Here is a 17,505-nt window from a genome sequence, read left to right as displayed (position 1 = left end):
CCGACCCGCGGATTCGCCGACCCGCGCACCCCCCGACCTGTCCACCCGCCCACCTGCCGACCCGCTGATCCTTCGGCCCTCGCGCTCAGGACGCTTTCGCGCCCGGGCCCCGGTCGTCAGTCCTGAGCCGGCGCCACCGGCCGGGGCCGCCGAGCCGGCGCCTTCCGAGCCGAGGCCGCCGGGCCAGGGCTGCTGAGAGCCGGGACGCGGACCGCCGTCATCCCGGATCGCACTGCGGATCACGGCTCCACACCCCCCTCCGGGGCCCGCCCGGCCGTGCCCGACCTCACGACGACTCACGACCACTCACGACGGACCGTCCCGAGGACCCTCACGAGGACCCTCAGGACGAGGGTCCGACGACCCCGGCCGCTCGACGTCCATCGAAGACCGCTCGACGTCCCATCGAAGACGGGTCGGCATCCGAGCGGACGTCCGACCCGCAGATGCCCCCTCCGCTGTTCCTCCGTCCCACGTTCCGAGAGGCGTTGACCGTGACCTTCCTGGACATCGAACGCTCCACCGTCGAGACACTGCTGCCCGGCCTCGACGCCGCCCTGACGGCGTACCCGCTCGACGCGTTGGAGAGCGCCCCCAGCCCCGCGATCGCGGCGTTCCGCGCGGCCGGCGGCCCCGGCCTGCTGGTGCCGAAGGCCAACGCGGGCATCGGGGCCACCGCGCTGCAGGCCGTGCGGGTGCAGCGCGCGGTCGGCTCGCGGTGTCCCTCGCTCGCGGTGGCCACGACCATGCACCACTTCTCCGTCGCGGGGCTCGTGCAGAGCGCGACGTACGGCGACGGCATGGAGGGCCTGCTCCTGGAGGCGATCGCCAAGGAGCGCATGCTGCTGGCGTCCGGCTTCGCCGAGGGCAACACCGGTCAGAACATCCTGAAGCCGCACATCACGGCCCGCCGTCGGGACGACGGCCGGATCATCCTCAACGGCAGCAAGATGCCGTGCAGCCTGTCCCGTTCGATGGACCTGCTGACCGCGTCGGTGGTGATGACCGACGAGGACGGTGTCGGGCGGCTGGCGATCGCGGTCGTGCCGGCCGGCTCGCCGGGGCTGGAGGTGCGGCCGTTCTGGGCGACCCCGGTGCTGGCCGGGGCCGAGAGCGACCAGGTCGTCCTCACGGACGTCGAACTGGACCCGCAGATGGTGGTGATGACGGAGGTCACGGCCGACGCGGTGCCCGACGCGCTGAACCTCGCGGGGTTCCTGTGGTTCGAGACCCTCCTCACCGCCGGGTACGTGGGTGTGGCGAGCGCGCTCGTGGAGCGGGTGCTGCGCAAGCCCGGCGCTCTCGCCGACCCGACGCCCTTCCTCACCGACATCGAGGCGGCGGCGCTGTCGGTGGAGGCGGTGGCGCACGCCATGGAGGCCCTGGATCCGGCGGAGTGGACGGACGCCCTGCTGGTCAAGGCGTTGTGCGCGCGGTACGCGGCACAGGACGCCATCGCCCGTACGACGACCGCGTGCCTGGCGGCGCTGGGCGGGATGGCGTTCGTCGGCAGTCCGGAGGCCGGCTATCTGGCGTCGGCCGCGACCGGCCTGACCTTCCACCCGCCGTCGCGTTCCCGCATGGGCGGCCCGCTGCGGGACTTCCTGGACGGTGCGCCGCTGCGGATCGGCTGAGGCGGGACCGGTACGGACGGGGTTCGCAAGGGCTGGTGAGGGAGGAGGCGACGGCGTGCGGGACGAGAACGCGAAGACGAACGCGAGGACGAACAGGGACGGGGACGGCGGGGACGGCGGGGACCCGGCCTCGGGTGCTGGCCCGATGCCGGGTGCGGGTGCGGGTGCGGGTACCGGTGCCGGGCTCGATCACGGCCCCGGCGGCGTCCGCGTCGAGGTCGTGCGCGGTGTCGACGCCCTGCCGGAAGGACTGTGGCAGCGGCTCGCACCACCGGACGACCCGATGTGGGCACGCGAGGTGTTCGCGGCGATGGAGAAGGGGCGCATCGGGCCGGAGGGTTACGCCTACGTCCTGCTGTGGCGCGGTGAACACGCCGTCGCCGTTCTGCCGTTGTCCCTGTTCCGGGGGCTGCGCCTGGACGACGTCGTGGGGCCGCGCGAGCGCCGCGCGCTGGCGCCCGTGCGGCGGTGGGCACCCCGGGCGCTGCGCGTTCCGATGCTGTTCTGCGGGAACCTCCTCGGCCAGGGGCACCTCCTTTTCGACGGGTCACCGACCCGCGACGAGGCGCGGCTGCTCGTCGGCGCGGTCAAGGACTTCGCCCGCCGGGAGCGTTTCGGCACGGTCGTCTTCAAGGACTTCGGGCCTGATGCGCTCCCGACGCTGTGGGAGGCGCTGGGGGAGGCCGGATTCTTCACCGTGCCGAGTCTGCCCGACACCGAACTCAGCCTCGGCCACGCGTCGTTCGACGCGTATGTGGCGGCGCTGCCCGCCAAGCCGCGGCGCAACGCCCGCAGCAAGCTGCGCAAGATCGCCGCCATGCCGGGCCTTCGGACGCGGGTCGTCGCCGACTGGGCGCCGCTCGTGCCGGCGATGCTCGCCCTGTACGGGCAGGTGATGGCGCGCGCCGACCAGACGCTCGACGTGCTCGACGCGGACTTCCTGGCGTCCCTGGCCCCGCCCGCCGGTGGCCCGGAAGTCCCCACGGACGGCCGGGGAACGGGTGGCGCCCAGGACAGCAGGGTCGTCGCCTGTTTCCAGGACGACCGGTTGGTGGCGTTCCTGCTCTGCCTGTTCGCCGGGGACGGCGCCGTCGGAGCGCGCATCGGACTCGACTACGAACTCGCCCACGACGCCCGGCTGTACCACGCGGCGCACTACGCGGCGATCCGGCTGGCCCTCGAACGGGGCTGCCGGCACATCCGGTTCGCGCAGACCGCGTACGTACCCAAGTTGGAACTCGGCTGCACGCTGGTCGAGCAGACGTACGCCCTCACCCATCTGGGGCCGCTGCGACGGGGGTTGCTCCGCCGGCTCCTGCCGCCCGCGCTGGCCCGAGCACGGGCGGACGCCCTGCGCGGCGCGCACGAGGTGACGGGGACGCCGTCGGCTGCCCGGACCACCGCCCGGGCCGCCCCCGGGGCTTTCGCCGCGCCGTGGTCCCCCCCGGCCCCACGGTCCTCCCCGGCATCCCGGGCCTCACGAGACCCACGAGCATCCCGGCCCGGCCGGGAAGACAGGAACGTCGCATGCCCCGAGTAGAGGTGGACCTGCCCATCGCCGTGCCCCCCGAGGACGCGTGGGCCGCTGTGGTGGACGTCGAGCGCTACCCCGCCTGCATGGACAACGTGGAGGACGTGACGCTCACCGCGCAGGCCGACGCCGCGCACCGCACCACCGCCTGGTCGGTGCGCCTCAAGGGGTCCCTCCTGCGCTGGACGGAGGACGAGGTGATCGACCACGGCGCCCGGCGCTTCGACTTCCGGCAGGTCAGCGGCGACCTCGGCGAGTTCGTCGGCCACTGGGGCGTACGGCCCGCCGAGGGCGGCCACAGCACGGTCTCGCTGCACGTGGACTTCGACATCGGCATCCCGCTGCTCGCGGACATGCTCAACCCCGTCGCCGCCGACGCGCTGCGGGAGAACGCGGCACAGATGCTCACCGCGCTGGAGCGCCGCCTTCTCGGGGAGGGCGCGGCAGGACCCGGCGGTGCGGGCACGGGGGCCGGGGCGGAGGTGGCCGCGCCATGACCGCCTCGTCCGCGCGGGCCGCGCGGCCTTCCCGGCCCGCGGGCCCCGCCCGTACCACCGCCGCTCCCCGGCACGGGGACTCCTCGGGCGCCGACCCGTTCGACCTGATCCGCCGGCATCTCTCGCCGAAGCTGGCGCTGACCGGTTCGTTCGCGGGCCGGGGCGCGACCGAGGCGTCGGCCGACGGCTGCCGGGTGACGCTGTCGGACGGGCGCACCGCACTGGACTTCGGCTCGTACGCGGTGACCCTTCTCGGCCATCGCCACCCGGCCGTGCTCGCCGCGGTCCGCGCCCAGCTCGACTCGATGCCGACCTCGACACGCAGCCTCGCCAACCCGGTCGCGGCGCGGGCGGCGGCGCGGCTCGCCGGCTACTTCGCGGACGCGGATACCGACGCCGGCTCGGGTCGACAGGCCCTGTCCAAGGTGTACTTCGGGCTGAACGGCGCCGACGCCGTCGAAGTCGCGGTGAAACTCGCGCGCCTCGCGACCGGCAGGAGCCGCGTCCTCGCGGTGCGCGGCGCCTTCCACGGCAAGTCGCTCGGCGCGCTGGGCCTCACCCACAGCCCGCTCTACCGGACCGGCCTGCTCGGTACCGAGACGGACGTCGTCCATGTCGCGGCGGAGGACGCCGACGCCGTACGGCGCGAGACAGCGCGCGGCCCGGGCGTGGCGGCGGTCGTCTTCGAGCCGGTGCAGGGGGAGAACGGCGCCGCCGTCCTGCCGCCCGACGTCCTACGGCGCTGGTGCGCGGACGCGCACGCGCACGGCGCGTTCGCCGTCGCCGACGAAATCCAGTGCGGGCTGCGGCGGTGCGGGGAGCCGTCGGTCGCGCTCGCCGCCGGGCTGCCCGTGGACGCCGTGCTGGCCGGCAAGCCGCTGGGCGGCGGTGTCGTACCGCTGTCGGCCGTGGTGTGCACCGAGGAGATGTACGAGCCGCTGGCGAAGGACCCGTTCCTGCACTCGGCGACGTTCGGCGGCCACCCGATGAGCTGCGCCGCACTGGATCCGGCCCTGACCGCGATCGAGGAGCTCGCCGCGTGGGGCGTGGTACTGGCCGACGCGCTCGACGGCGCCCTGACGCGGCTCGCGGCCCGGCACCCCGGGGTGGTCGGTGCGGTGCGCGGCCGGGGTCTGCTGCGCGGGATCGACTTCACGAGCGCGCGGGCGGCCGGGTCGGTGGTGGTCGAACTCGCGGGCGCGGGGCTGCTGGTGTCGCCCTGTCTGGGCCGCCCCACGACCGTACGGCTGCTGCCGCCGCTGGTGAGCACGGAGGCGGACATCGCGGAGGCGGCGGAGATCCTCGACGCGGCGATCACCGTCGCCGCACGCACCGCGCCGGAAACGGCCCCGGCCCCGGCCCCGGCACGGGCCCCGGCCCCGGTCGCGACGCCCGCCACCCGGCGGGCCTCCGCGCCCGCCCGCGCGTCGGAATCCGTGTCGCCGTCGGCACCGGTGTCCGACCCGCTGCCCGACCCGGTATCCGCATCGGCATCGAACGACAGGAAGTGACTGATGACCACCACGGACATCCACGGCCGTGAGGACCTGGCGCACCTCGTCCGCACGGCGATCTCCGGCGTGCTCGGCGTCGAGCCCGAGGACATCGACGACGCGACCGACCTGCTCGACGACTACGGCATCGACAGCCTGGAACTGATGGAGGTCGGGGCGCGGCTGGAGAAGACCCTCGCCATGAAGATCCCGGTGTCGGACCTGACCTCCGCGCGGACGGTGGGGCACGCCATCGACCTGCTCGTCCAGCGTCTGGCCGCGACCGCATGAGCACCGGGGGCCGTGCGCGGGTCGCCGTCACCGGGCTCGGGATCAAGTGCCCGGCGGGCGTCGGCGTGGAGGAGGCGTACGGCACGGTCCTGGCGGCACGCTCCACGGCAACCCTCGCCAAGCACCTGGACGATGTGGAGCTGCGGGTCCGGATCGCTTGCCTGGTACCGGAGTTCGACGTGGAGCCGTACGTGACACGGCGCGAGCGGCGGCAGATCGACCGGGCGGCGGAGCTGCTGCTGTGCGCGGCCGTCGACGCCGTCACCGACGCGGGTGCGCCGGCCCTGGCCGCGTTGCCACCGGAGCGGGTGGGCGTGCAGGTGGGCACGGGCGTCGGGGGACTGGCCGCGATGGAGGGCAACACCTTCGACCACGGCGCGGAACCGATGGGGATGCCCGTGCACACCGTGCCCAGGACGATGGCGAACGCGGCCGCGTGCCGGGTGGCCATGCGGTTCGGGTTCCGGGGCGCCTGCACGACGTACGCGACGGCCTGCGCGAGCGGCACGACGGCGATCGGCGAGGCCGCGCGCCGCATCCGCTACGGGGAGCTCGACGCGGCGGTCGTGGGCGGTGTGGACACGCCCGTCACCCCGGTCATCATGGGCGGCTTCGCGAAGATGCGGGCGCTGTCCGTCCGGCAGGACGAACCGCACCGGGCCAGCAGGCCGTTCGACACCGACCGGGACGGATTCGTCATGGGCGAGGGCGGGGCGGCGCTGGTGCTGGAGCGGTGGGACGCGGCGGTGGCGCGCGGCGCGCGGATCTACGGCGAGGTCGCCGGCTACGCGACGAACTGCGACGGCTTCCACATCGTGGCCCCGCACGAGGACGGCGCCATGGCGGCGGAGTGCATGCGGCTGGCGATCGAGGACGCGGAACTCGGGACCGGGGACATCGGGCACATCAACGCGCACGGCACGTCCACGGTGCTCAACGACCGGGCGGAGGCGCGGGCCGTGGACCGCTGCTTCGCCGGCGGGCCGCCGCCGCTGACGGCGGTCAAGGGGGTCACCGGGCACCTCATCGGCGGCTCGGGCGCGCTGGAGGCGGCCCTGGCGCTGCTGTGCGCGGGCCGCGGGGTCGTCCCGGCGGTGGCGAACACGCTGGGCTCCCCCGAGGCGGGCCTGGTGGATGTGGTGATCGGTCAGTCGCGGCGGATCACGCCGGGGCGGCCCGTGCTGTCGAACTCGTTCGGGTTCGGCGGGCAGAACGCGTGTGTGGTGCTGGTACCGGGGCCCGGCGCCCTGGCCGCGGGAAACGGGTGAGGCGGCGTGCGGACGCTGGTCACGGGCGCGACAGGCGTCGTGGGTACGGAAGTGGTCGGCAGGCTGCGGGCGGAGCCGGACGGCGCACGGGCCGCGGTCACGGCGGTGGCGCGGCGGGCCCGCGACTCGGCGGTGACCCGCTGGACGATCGGCGCGGAGCCGCCGCCCGCCCCGCTCGGGGGCCACTGGGACGTGATCGTGCACTGCGCGGCCTCGACGCGGTGGACGCTGAGCCGGCAGGAGGCCGAGGCGGCGAACATCGCACCCCTGCGCTCGGTGCTGCGCCTCGCGGACCGCGACACGCACGTCGTGCACGTCTCGACGGCGTACGTCGGCGGCGAGCGTTCAGCGCAGGACCTGCGGGGCGCCGAGTTCGAGGGGTACCGCAACGGCTACGAGTGGTCGAAGGCCGTCTGTGAACGCGTGGCGCGCGACGAGCACGCGGGCCCGCTGACGATCGTCAGGCCGCCACTGATCATGGGCCGCCGCGACAGCGGGGAGATCTCCCGCTTCTCGGGTCCTTACACCATCCTCCAGGCGCTGGTGTCGGGGACGGCGGCGGTCATCGTGGGTGATCCCGAGGGGTACGCGGAGATCAGCCCGGTGGACGAGGTCGCGGACGTCGTGGCCCGCGCGGCGCTCGGGCCCCCGCCGGACGAACCGGTGGTGGGGGTGATCGCGGGCGGCGCTGACAGCCTGCGCCTCGCGTCGCTGATCGGGATCGCGTGCCGGACCCTGAACGAGATCAGGGAGGCGAACGGGGTGGCCCCGATCGACCAGCCGCCGTTCGTGCCGACGGAGGCGTGGAACCGGTTCTTCCTGCCGCTGGCGGACGCGTACCTGTCGCCGTTCCAGCAGCAGGCCGTGCGACTGCTGGCGATGTTCCAGAGCTACACGAGCATGACCTCGCCCTTCGAACCCACTCACCCGGTCGAGGACCCGGGCGCCGTCCTGGAGACGGCGGTACGCCACTGGGCGGCCCGCAGACCCCGCCTGGCCCTGGCCTCGCCCGACCCGTGGACCCTGCTGACGCGGTGAACCCGGCCCGGTGACAGCCGGACGCTCCCGTGCGGCCCCACGGACACCGGGCCGCACGGGGCCCGCACGGCCCGCGCGCCCCGGATCCACCAGTCGGCCAGTCGGCGTACGGTCGCGGGCAGCCACCGCTTCTCAGTGGGCGCGAAGCGTGGCGTGCAGGGGGCCGGAGGGCTGGAGTTGCAGCCCCGCCCTCGGAGCGGTCCCGCCCGGGTCCACGTCCACGTGGAAACGCTGGGCCAGCGTCGCGAGGACGAGCGTGAGCTGCACGAGGGCGAACCGTGCGCCGAGGCAGCCGCGAGGCCCGCCCCCGAACGGGAACCAGGCGTACGGGGGAAGGGCGGCCGTCTCATCCGGGTCCCAGCGTTCGGGGCGGAAGACCGAAGGATCGGGGAACCATCGCGGGTCACGGTGGGTGGCCCACGGGCTGCACCAGACCGCCGTCCCGGGGCGGACCGGCCTTCCGCCGAGCGTGGCGCCCGCGTGCGCGACCCGCGGCGGAGTGACCCACGCGGGGGGATACAGGCGCAGCGACTCCTTGACGATCTGACCGGTCCAGGTCAGCCGTTCGTAGTCGGCGATGGTCGGCGGCCGTCCGGCGAGGAGGCCTCCGAGCTCCGCGGCGAGCCTGGCCCGGGCGTCCTCGGATGTGGCCAGGAGGTACCAGGACCAGGCCAGTGCCGTGGCCGTGGTCTCGTGACCGGCGCCCCACAGGGTCACCGCCTCGTCCCTGACTTCCCGGGGGGTGAGCGCTCTACCCCGGTCGTCGCGGGCGGCGAGCAGTCTGTCCAGCAGATCGTCGTGGTCGCCGGCCGGCCCCGGCGTCCGCCGGACCCGTGCCTGGACGAGCCGGTCGATCTCGGCGTCGATCGTCGCCACGGCGGCGAGCATGCGCCGCCGTGCCGGAGTGCGGACGAATGACGGCACGAGGAGACCGCATCCCCGCAGCTCGGCGTGGATCTCTCGTCCGGCGGCCGACATCGCGGTGCTGAGCGTCCGTGCCCGGCTACCGGTCTCATTGCCGAAGAGGCTGCGGACGACGACCCGCTGCGTCAGCAGGCTCATCTCGCGCAGAACGTCGATCCGGTCCCCGTCCTGCCAGCGGTCGGCGAGCGCGGTGGCGCTGTCGACCATGATCGTGGCGTATCCGCGTACCTGGCGGGGCCGGACGGCGGGCTGCACCAGCGAGCGTTTGCGCCGCCAGTCGGCACCCTGGCTGCGCAGGACACTGTCGCCGACGAGCTGTCGGAAGGCCCAGCTGACGTCGAGCGTGCCGAAGCGGTGTTCGTCCGCCCCGAGGAGTTCCCCGATGTGCTCGGGATGGGAGAGGAACAGGCTCCGCCGCGGACCGAGCGACCAGGTCACCACGTCACCGAAGTCGTCGCGCAGACACTCCAGGAACGCCAGGGGGTCCCGCCCGAAGGCCGGCAGGTTTCCCAGCAGCGGCAACCCTCGTGGGCCTGGCACGGGACGGAAGGAGGTCTCGGGCACACCGGGGCAACGAGCCCGCCGTACGCGGGTTACGCGCCGGAGCCCGGACGGGCCCGGCTCCCGTGCCGGGCCCGTCCGGGCCCCGGGCCCGTCCGCGCCGCCTCCCCTGTGACGCGGACGTCCCGGCTCAGGCGCGGACCGGTTCCTTGACCCCCGCGAGCGCGGCGGGGACCTGTTTCGTTCTCGGACCGAAGACGGCGAGGACGAGCGAGCCGAACATCCAGGTGCCCGCGATGAAGAAGAAGACGCTCTTGTAACCGGAGCCGTTGTACAGACCCGCGATGATCAGCGGGCCGGCCGCGTTGGAGAGCCGTCCGAGCCCGTAGGAGACCCCGGTGCCGAGCGAGCGGGCGTGCGTGTCGAAGAGTTCCGGCGAGTACGCGTAACCCAGCGCCGTGTAGCCGCGCTCGAAGAGGTTGACGAGGAAGCCGAAGACGACGATCAGGACCGGGTTGAACGTCAGCCCGTAGAACAGGCCGCACACCGCGATGACCGCGCCGAATCCGACCAGGCACCACTTGCGTTCGAACCGGTCGGTCACCAGCGCCGCGAGATAGGAGCCCAAGGGAGCCCCGGCCGTGCTGAGAGCCACATAGAAGACGGACTTCTGGACGCTGAATCCATGCTGGGCCAGCAGGGTGGGCGCCCAGCTGGAATAGCCGAAGAATCCGATGGTCTGGGTGACCCACAGGACGACGAGCAGCAGCGTCGGCCAGAGGTATTTCTTCTGGAGCAGGATCCGCAGCGGCGCCTTTTCCCGTACGGGCTCCTCGACGGGAGGCGCCACCTCGGGAAGCACTCCCGTCTCGGCGGAGACCTGCTGCTCGATTTCCATCAGCACGGCGTCGGCCGTGGCGTGGTCGCCCTTGTTCTCGTACCACCGCGGTGATTCCTTCAGGTGCCGCGCGAAGAACATGTAGACGATGCCGAGGGCGCCCCACAGGTAGACCAGGCGCCACGACCAGTCGTTGAGCGGCACGACGGCACTCGCGATGAAATTCGTGACGGGCGTGCCGCAGATGCCGATGACGATGGCGTACGCCTGGAACTTGCCGCGCTTGGCGGAGGGGAACATCTCGGCGACGTAGATGACCGCCACGACGGTCATCGCCGACAGCCCCGCCGAGGTCAGGATCCGGAACACGCCGAGCGAGACGAGGTCCCAGGAGAACACCGACGCCAGCGAGAAGACGCTGAAACACACCGTGGTGATGTTGAGTGCTTTCTTGCGGCCCCAGCGGTCCGCCAGCCAGGCGGCGACGATGGACCCGAAGAACATGCCGACGAACGACAGTGACGTGACGTACGCCACCTGGCTCACGGTGATGCCCCAGAGCTTGATCAGCCGGGGGGCGGTGACCGCGAAGCTGTTGATGTCCGCGAATTCGAAGAAGTAGGCGAAGGAGACGGCCACCAGGGTTATCTTGTGGAATCTGGAGATCGGTAGCCGGTCGAGCCGGTTCTTCGCATTGGAGTTCAGCATGGGCGGGCCCTTTTCGAAGACGGTTGTAGGAAGGGGCTCAGACACCTTCGCCGGGCCAGTAGAGCCGCATCGGATTGTCCACGAGCAGTTTCTGCCGCAGTGCGGAGGTTACGGCCACCCGTGGCACGTAGTCGACCAGCAGCCCGTCGTCGGGCATGTGGCTGGTGAGATTGGGATGGGGCCAGTCGGTGCCCCACAGCACGGCATCCGGGAATTCCTCGACGACCCGCCGCCCGAAGGGGACGACGTCGGAATATGCCTCGGTCTCACCGGCGAGCGCCGGGCGCCCGCCGGCGGTGAGCCGTTCGGGACAGGTCACCTTGACCCATACGTCGTTGCGGTCGACGAAACGCAGGAAGCGCGTGAATTCGGGGCCGTCCAGGGGCTGCGTCACGTCGGGCCGGCCCATGTGGTCGACCACGAGCGGGGTGGGCAGCGACGCGAAGAAGCCTTCCAGTTCTTCGAGGTCCGCGCTCTCGAAGTAGATGACGATGTGCCATCCGAGGGGCGCGATCCGCGCGGCGATGACCGCGAGATCCTCCTTCGGCGCCGCGTTGACCAGGCGCTTGAGGAAGTTGAACCGCACCCCGCGCACGCCCGCCGCGTCGAGCTCGGCGAGCTCCGCGTCGGTGATGTCGGGACGGACCGTGGCGATGCCGCGGGCCCGGCCGTCGGACGCGCGGACGGCGTCGACCATGGCGCTGTTGTCGGCGCCGTGACAGGTGGCCTGAACGATGACGTTGCGGCTGATGCCGAGGTGGTCACGGAGCGAGAACAGCTGGTCCTTGCCCGCGTCGCACGGCGTGTACTTGCGCTCCGGGGCGTACGGGAACGCGGCGCCGGGCCCGAAGACGTGGCAGTGCGAGTCGACGGTCCCCGCCGGCAGGACGAAGGAGGGCGCCGACGGGTCCGCGTACCAGTCGAGCCATCCCGGGCTCTTGGTGAAGGGACCGGAGGGGCCGGACGGGCGGGAGAGGCCCGGGGGGCGGGACGGGCCGCCCGCGCGGGACGGCGTCGCGGGCGTCTGCCGCCCGGAGGGTGTGCTCATGCGCCCGCCCCCCGCGTCGGTCCGCCCACGTACCGGAGCCCGGCGGCCTTCAGCGGCTCGCGCATCCCGTACATGTCGAGGCCCAGCTCACCCGTCGCGAACCGGCGCCGCTTGCCCTCCTCGTTCGCCTCGCGCCGGTGGCCGGCCTCCGCGACCTCGGCCGCGCGGCCCGCCGGCACGACGGCCACACCGTCCGCGTCGGCGACGACGACGTCACCGGGGTGGACGAGGGCGCCCGCGCAGACCACGGGGATGTTGACGGACCCGAGGGTCGCCTTCACGGTGCCCTTCGCGTGCACGGCGCGGCTGAAGACGGGGAAGTCCATCTCCTCCAGGGCCGCGACGTCCCGGCAGCCGCCGTCGATGACCAGGCCGCCGGCGCCACGAGCGCGCGCCGAGGTCGCCAGCAGCTCGCCGAAGAAGCCGTCCTCGTTCTCCGTGGTGCAGGCCGCGACGAGGACGTCGCCCGGCTGCAGCTGCTCGACGGCGACGTGCAGCATCCAGTTGTCGCCGGGCTGGAGCAGCACGGTCACGGCGGTTCCGCAGAACGCGGCGCCGCGGTAGACGGGCCGGATGTAGGGGCGCATCAGGCCGGTGCGGCCCATCGCCTCGTGGACGGTGCTGACGCCCAGCGGGGCCAGCGCGGCGACGTCGGCGCTCGACGCGCGGGAAATGTCCTGGTGGACGACTCCCAGTTCGTACATGGTGATGTGCTCCCTTGGCGTCAACGCCCCTGCTGCTGCAGCAGGGCGTCGAGACGCGGGTAGACGGCGCGGATGTTGTGCTCCTGGATGTCGGCGACCTCGGCGGAGGTCAGTCCCGCGGCCTCCACGTAGCGGCGTGTGTCGTCGAAGTGGTGGCCCGAGCACGGGTCGATGTCGCGGACGGCGCCGATCATCTCCGAGGCGAACAGGACGTTCCGGCGGGGCACGACGTCGAGGAGGAGGTCGATGCCCGGCTGGTGGTACACGCAGGTGTCGAAGAAGACGTTGCCGAGGACGTGCTCCTCCAGGGGCGGCTTCTTCAGCGCCATCGCGAGGCCCCGGAACCGGCCCCAGTGGTAGGGGACGGCGCCGCCGCCGTGCGGGACGACCAGCCGCAGCGACGGGAAGTCGGTGAACAGGTCACCCTGGATGAGCTGCATGAACACCGTGGTGTCGGCGTTCAGGTAGTGCGCGCCCGTGGTGTGGAAGGCGGGGTTGACGCTGGTGCTGACGTGCACCATCGCCGGTATGTCGTACTCCACGAGCTTCTCGTAGAGCGGGTACCAGGAGCGGTCGGTCAGCGGCGGCGCGGTCCAGTGGCCGCCCGACGGGTCGGGGTTCAGGTTCACCGCGACGGCCCCGTACTCCTCGACGGTCCGTACGAGCTCCGGCACGCAGGTGGCCGGGTCCACGCCCGGCGACTGCGGCAGCATCGCGGCCGGTACGAAGCGCTCCGGGTAGAGCGCGGCGACGCGGTGGCAGAGCTCGTTGCAGATCGCCGCCCAGCGGGAGGAGGTCGCGAAGTCGCCGATGTGGTGCGCCATGAAGGAGGCGCGCGGCGAGAAGATCGTGACGTCGATGCCGCGCTCGTCCATCATGCGCAGCTGGTTCGACTCGATGCTCTCCCGCAGCTCGTCGTCGCTGATGCGCAGGTCGGCGACGTCGGGCACGGCCGAGGGGTCACTCAGCCCCGCGATCTGCCGCTCGCGCCACGCGCCGAGCGCGGGCGGGGCGGTGGTGTAGTGGCCGTGGCAGTCGATGATCATCGCTGTTCCTTCTCGGGTGACGCGGTGCCGGTGGGGGGCAGTGGGGTGTCCGTACGCCCGGGGCCGTGGGGGAGGGGGCCCGCGAGGCGGTCCGGGACCATGGCGGCGCCGGCCATGATCAGGCGTGCGGTGCGCAGCAGCGCCGACTTGGTCACGCGGGTGCGGTCGGCCGGGTCCAGGCCGAGCTGGACGCTGAACTCGCCGGAGGGGTGCTCGACGGAGACGGTGAGGTCGACGGCCGCGGCGGCGGCCGGGGTGCCGCTCGCGGCGTCCGTGTGATCGGCGGCCGGGGTGGCGCCCCGGCCGGCCGTGCCGGGGGAGGCCGCCGTCACGACCTGGTGGGCGACGGTGCCCTCCAGCACGCACGCCGTGGCCGCGGTGACGGCGGCCAGGACGCCGATGGACTCGTGGCACACCCGGGGGATGAAGCTGCGGGTGGAGATCGTGCCGCCGTGGGCGGCGGGCGCGACGAGCGTCATCTTCGGATAGTTCTTCGCGCTCACGTCGCCGAGGCCCATCAGCTCCCCGCAGGTCAGACGCAGGTCCTCGACGCGGGCCTTGAGCTCGTCGTCGGTGTTGAGTGCGGCCGCGGACTCGTAGCCGGTGCGGCCCAGGGCGGCGGCCTCGACGATCACCAGGGGCTGGCCGTTGTCGATGCAGGTGACGTCGACCTGCCCGACCCCCGCGACCTCGACCCGGTCCCGCACGTGGCCCGTGGGCAGCAGGGACGCGCACACGGATCCGGCCGTGTCGAGGAAGTTGATCGTGACGGGGGCGGCCGTGCCGGGGACGCCGTCGATGCGGGCGTCGCCCCCGTACGCGACGTGGCGGCGGCCGTCCCCGCCGAGCGGGGTGGACACGGTGATGTCCGCGGTCAGCCCGGTGTTCAGCGTCAGGACACGCGCCGTGGTGGTGTCGCCGCGGGGGACCAGCAGGCCCGACTCGACGGCGAACGGGACGACGGCCGCGAGCATGTTCCCGCAGTTCGGCGTGGTGTCCACGGTGTCGTTGTCCGGCTGGAGCTGGCAGAACAGGAACTCCAGGTCGACGCCGTCCCGCTCGCTGCGGTCCACGATCCCGGCCTTGCTGGTCAGCGGGTGCGCCCCGCCGATGCCGTCGATCTGGCGCGGATCGGGGGAGCCCATCACGGACAGGAGGACGGCGTCCCGGTCGCCGGTCGCGGCGGGCAGGTCGCCGGCGCGGAAGAACGGGCCGCGCGAGGTGCCGCCGCGTAGGAACCAGCAGGGGACCGCGGTCTGTCCTCCCGGCGGCCGTCCGTCGGCCGGGTCCGGTCGGTCCTGGCCCGGGCCGGGGGTGTCCCCGGGCCGTTGCGGCCGGACCGTCGTGGGCTGCGTCATTGCTCTCCCCTCGCTGGTGCTGAGCGTCAACATAACCATCAACGAGATTGTTGACAATAAGTTTGACGAAAGAGTCACCCCAGCCGGGAAATGGATAGACTCCGCAGGGACGTGACGAGAGAGACCGAAGGACCGAGGGGGAGACGCGTGGCGGACAACCGGGTGACCGGTCAGGAGGGACGCCGCTTGGTGAGTACGGCGATCCGCCAGGCGCTCTCGGCGGGAGACCTGGTCCCGGGGCAGCGCCTCGTCGAGCAGGAGCTCTCCGAGACCCTCCACGCGACCCGCAACTGCGTCCGGGAGGCGTTGCAGGACCTCGCGGCGGAAGGGCTCGTGGAGCTCGTGCCGCGCCGGGGAGCGCGCGTGCGGGTCGTCTCCGTCGAGGAGGCCATCCAGATCACCGAGTGCCGCGCGGCCCTGGAGGGCCTGTGCGCCCGCCGCGCCGCCCAGCACGCCCCCGCCGAGCAGCGTGAGAGCCTGCGCGAGATCGGCACGAGGATGCGGGAGGCCGTCACCGGCGGCGACCTCAACACGTACTCCGCCCTCAACCGGCAACTGCACGCGACCATCGCCGACATGAGCGGCCAGAAGGTGGCCGGCGGGCTGCTGGACCGGCTCAAGGGACAGATGGTCCGCTACCAGTTCCGGCTGGCCCTGCGCCCCGGGCGGCCCACCAAGTCGCTGCCCCAGCACCTCGCGATCATCGAGGCGGTCGTGGCGGGCGACGGTCCGGCCGCCGAAGCGGCAGCCCGGGCCCATCTGGACAGCGTCATCGAGGAGTTGCTGGCCACACCCGGCGCGCAACCCCAGGGCGCCGGACCGCTGAAGACGCGCGAGTGACGCACCTCTGACGCACGCTCACCCGGGGCGCGCAGGCCGCGTTGCGTCCGGCCGGTCCTTCGGGGATCGTCACGCCTCGCGCGGAGCGACACGGAGCGACGAGATGCGACTCCGGCGTCGCGGCCGACGCCGACGCCCTCCAGCCGCCGAGGCGGGGCTGCCGCACCTTTACGGCGGCGCTGCCTGGCGTCCGGCGCGCCCGCGGTGGCGACGAGGTGCGGTGCGGGAGTGGTTCCGGCATGTCGTCGTGCCGGCGAGCGGGACCCGGGTGGCGGTCACCGCCGACGACACCGTGGCCGTCCGGCGGGACGCCCCGCAGCCGGTACGCCTGTGTGGTGACATTCGTGACAGGGGCCCCGCGCGTGCTGTGCCCGTTCGTGACACAGCGGGGGCTGCCGTGCGTGCTGTGCCCGTGCGTTACGGCGTGCGTTACGGCGGCGGGGGTCCCCGGGCCGGTGCCGCCCGTTCGTGACGGGGGTTGCGTCCATGGCACCCGCCCGGGCCAGGGGCGCCGTCCCGCGCCCGTCGCACCCGTCCGTGACCGTGGTGCCGCCCCCGTCGGCGCGCCCGTCCGCGGCGAGGTCGCTCCGCGTGCGTTCGCGCCCGTCCGTGGCGGGGCTCCGCCACGGACGCCCCACGCCCGTTCCCCGCCCGGCCCTGCTCGTCCGCACCCGTACGTGGCGGAGGACTCCCGTGCCGCCGCACCCGGTGCGCGGCAGGCTCCCGGGCGGGGGAGCCCTCGCGGATTACCCGTGGGGCGCGCGAGGGGGCCGCCACCACCGTTTGGAGCAACCGACTACTCCCTCAAGGGGACCGGAGCCGTCCTCGGCGTGCCGGTCGGGCGGTGCCGTTTCACGATGGGCCAAGCCACGGGCCGGCTGAATCCATCCGCCTGCGCCCCACTTCCGAGGAGACGCAGATTGACATGAAGAAATCCGGCAGATCGCAACTGTTCAGAGAAACGGCCGCGGAATTCGTGGGCACGATGGTCCTGATTCTCTTCGGCTGCGGAGTCGTCGCCCAGGTCGTCGCGGGTGGCGCTCTCACCAGCCCGAAGGGCGGACTCGGCGACCACGACAGCATCTCCTGGGCCTGGGGCCTGGGTGTCACCCTGGGCGTCTACGTCGCCGCCCGCCTCAGTGGTGCCCACCTCAACCCGGCGGTCACCCTCAGCCTGGCCGCGTTCAGGGGCTTCCCCTGGGCCAAGGTCGCGCCGTACTTCCTGGCGCAGACGGCGGGTGCCTTCGCGGCGGCGCTCCTGGTGCGGTGGAACTACACCGAAGTCCTCGCCCGCGCCGACCCGAAGCACACCTTCGCGACGCAGTTCGTCTTCTCGACGCTGCCCGGGAACGGCAACGCCGCGGCGGGGGTCCACGAGTGGGGTGCCTTCCGCGACCAGGTCATCGGTACGGCGCTGCTGCTCCTGCTCATCTTCGCCATCACCGACGCGCTGAACACGCCGCCGAAGGCGAACATGGCGCCCTTCATCATCGGCCTGGTCGTGGTGGCCATCGGCATGGCGTGGGGCACCAACGCCGGCTACGCCATCAACCCCGCGCGTGACTTCGGTCCCCGTCTTGCCAGCTTCATCACCGGGTACCACACCGCCTGGCGCGACCAATGGGGCAACCTGTACTTCTGGGTGCCCATCGCCGGGCCGCTCATCGGCGGGCTCATCGGCGGCGGCTTCTACAAGTTCGTGATCCAGCGGTGGCTGCCCAGCGCCGAGCCCGAGCCGCCCGGCCGCGTGCCCGAGCCCGACGTGTGATGCGGGAACGGCCCGCTG

General features: G+C 73.0%; 15 protein-coding genes. 9 read left to right on the top strand and 6 right to left on the bottom strand.

Annotation, left to right across the window (positions count from 1 at the left end; all coding sequences use genetic code 11):
- Positions 1 to 494 precede the first annotated feature (494 nt).
- Genes OG310_RS13670 through OG310_RS13640 form a run of 7 tightly spaced genes read left to right on the top strand, consistent with a single transcriptional unit; the run spans position 495 to position 7,752 of the window.
- A complete protein-coding gene (locus OG310_RS13670; RefSeq protein WP_329456165.1) occupies positions 495 to 1,634 on the top strand; it encodes an acyl-CoA dehydrogenase family protein in 1,140 nt (379 codons plus the stop codon).
- A gap of 55 nt (positions 1,635 to 1,689) precedes the next feature.
- Positions 1,690 to 3,174: a GNAT family N-acetyltransferase gene (locus OG310_RS13665; protein WP_329456164.1), complete on the top strand. Its 1,485-nt coding sequence runs from the start codon at positions 1,690 to 1,692 to the stop codon at positions 3,172 to 3,174.
- Complete coding sequence (locus OG310_RS13660) at positions 3,162 to 3,662, top strand: type II toxin-antitoxin system RatA family toxin (protein WP_329456163.1); 501 nt, start codon at positions 3,162 to 3,164, stop codon at positions 3,660 to 3,662. Before OG310_RS13665 ends, OG310_RS13660 begins: the two co-directional genes overlap by 13 nt.
- A complete protein-coding gene (locus OG310_RS13655; RefSeq protein WP_329456162.1) occupies positions 3,659 to 5,173 on the top strand; it encodes an aspartate aminotransferase family protein in 1,515 nt (504 codons plus the stop codon). The genes OG310_RS13660 and OG310_RS13655 overlap by 4 nt, the downstream gene beginning before the upstream one ends.
- 3 nt (positions 5,174 to 5,176) lie before the next feature.
- Positions 5,177 to 5,446, top strand: coding sequence for an acyl carrier protein (locus OG310_RS13650; protein ID WP_329456161.1), 270 nt, complete (start codon positions 5,177 to 5,179; stop codon positions 5,444 to 5,446).
- Positions 5,443 to 6,714 (top strand): beta-ketoacyl-[acyl-carrier-protein] synthase family protein, encoded by a 1,272-nt coding sequence (locus OG310_RS13645; protein WP_329456160.1) that lies wholly within the window; start codon positions 5,443 to 5,445, stop codon positions 6,712 to 6,714. Before OG310_RS13650 ends, OG310_RS13645 begins: the two co-directional genes overlap by 4 nt.
- Positions 6,715 to 6,720: 6 nt before the next feature.
- Positions 6,721 to 7,752, top strand: coding sequence for an SDR family oxidoreductase (locus tag OG310_RS13640; RefSeq protein ID WP_329456159.1), 1,032 nt, complete (start codon positions 6,721 to 6,723; stop codon positions 7,750 to 7,752).
- A 132-nt stretch (positions 7,753 to 7,884) separates the two neighbouring features.
- On the opposite strand, the gene OG310_RS13635 is transcribed toward OG310_RS13640, so the two are convergent.
- From OG310_RS13635 to OG310_RS13610, 6 genes are all read right to left on the bottom strand, one after another.
- Positions 7,885 to 9,240 (bottom strand): cytochrome P450, encoded by a 1,356-nt coding sequence (locus OG310_RS13635; protein WP_329456158.1) that lies wholly within the window; start codon positions 9,238 to 9,240, stop codon positions 7,885 to 7,887.
- Positions 9,241 to 9,367: 127 nt separating this feature from the next.
- A complete protein-coding gene (locus OG310_RS13630; RefSeq protein WP_329456157.1) occupies positions 9,368 to 10,723 on the bottom strand; it encodes an MFS transporter in 1,356 nt (451 codons plus the stop codon).
- Between the two features lie 37 nt (positions 10,724 to 10,760).
- Positions 10,761 to 11,771 carry an amidohydrolase family protein gene (locus tag OG310_RS13625; RefSeq protein WP_329456156.1) on the bottom strand — a complete coding sequence of 337 codons (1,011 nt, stop codon included), beginning with the start codon at positions 11,769 to 11,771 and terminating at the stop codon, positions 10,761 to 10,763.
- Positions 11,768 to 12,475 (bottom strand): 4-carboxy-4-hydroxy-2-oxoadipate aldolase/oxaloacetate decarboxylase, encoded by a 708-nt coding sequence (gene ligK, locus OG310_RS13620; protein WP_329456155.1) that lies wholly within the window; start codon positions 12,473 to 12,475, stop codon positions 11,768 to 11,770. The genes OG310_RS13625 and ligK overlap by 4 nt, the downstream gene beginning before the upstream one ends.
- Before the next feature lie 20 nt (positions 12,476 to 12,495).
- On the bottom strand, positions 12,496 to 13,521 hold the full coding sequence (locus tag OG310_RS13615) for an amidohydrolase family protein (RefSeq protein ID WP_329456154.1): 1,026 nt from the start codon (positions 13,519 to 13,521) through the stop codon (positions 12,496 to 12,498).
- On the bottom strand, positions 13,518 to 14,879 hold the full coding sequence (locus OG310_RS13610; RefSeq protein ID WP_329456153.1) for a 4-oxalomesaconate tautomerase: 1,362 nt from the start codon (positions 14,877 to 14,879) through the stop codon (positions 13,518 to 13,520). The genes OG310_RS13615 and OG310_RS13610 overlap by 4 nt, the downstream gene beginning before the upstream one ends.
- A 147-nt stretch (positions 14,880 to 15,026) precedes the next feature.
- On the opposite strand from OG310_RS13610, the gene OG310_RS13605 reads away from it, so the two are divergent.
- Both OG310_RS13605 and OG310_RS13600 read left to right on the top strand, forming a co-directional pair.
- Positions 15,027 to 15,719 carry a GntR family transcriptional regulator gene (locus tag OG310_RS13605; protein WP_329456152.1) on the top strand — a complete coding sequence of 231 codons (693 nt, stop codon included), beginning with the start codon at positions 15,027 to 15,029 and terminating at the stop codon, positions 15,717 to 15,719.
- 925 nt (positions 15,720 to 16,644) lie between these two features.
- Positions 16,645 to 17,487: an MIP/aquaporin family protein gene (locus OG310_RS13600; protein ID WP_329456151.1), complete on the top strand. Its 843-nt coding sequence runs from the start codon at positions 16,645 to 16,647 to the stop codon at positions 17,485 to 17,487.
- Positions 17,488 to 17,505: the final 18 nt, after the last annotated feature.

Origin of the sequence: Streptomyces sp. NBC_01497 (genome assembly GCF_036250695.1) — a bacterium.
In the GTDB taxonomy this organism is placed as follows: Bacteria; Actinomycetota; Actinomycetes; order Streptomycetales; family Streptomycetaceae; genus Streptomyces.
This window is presented reverse-complemented; position numbering and strand designations above follow the sequence as displayed.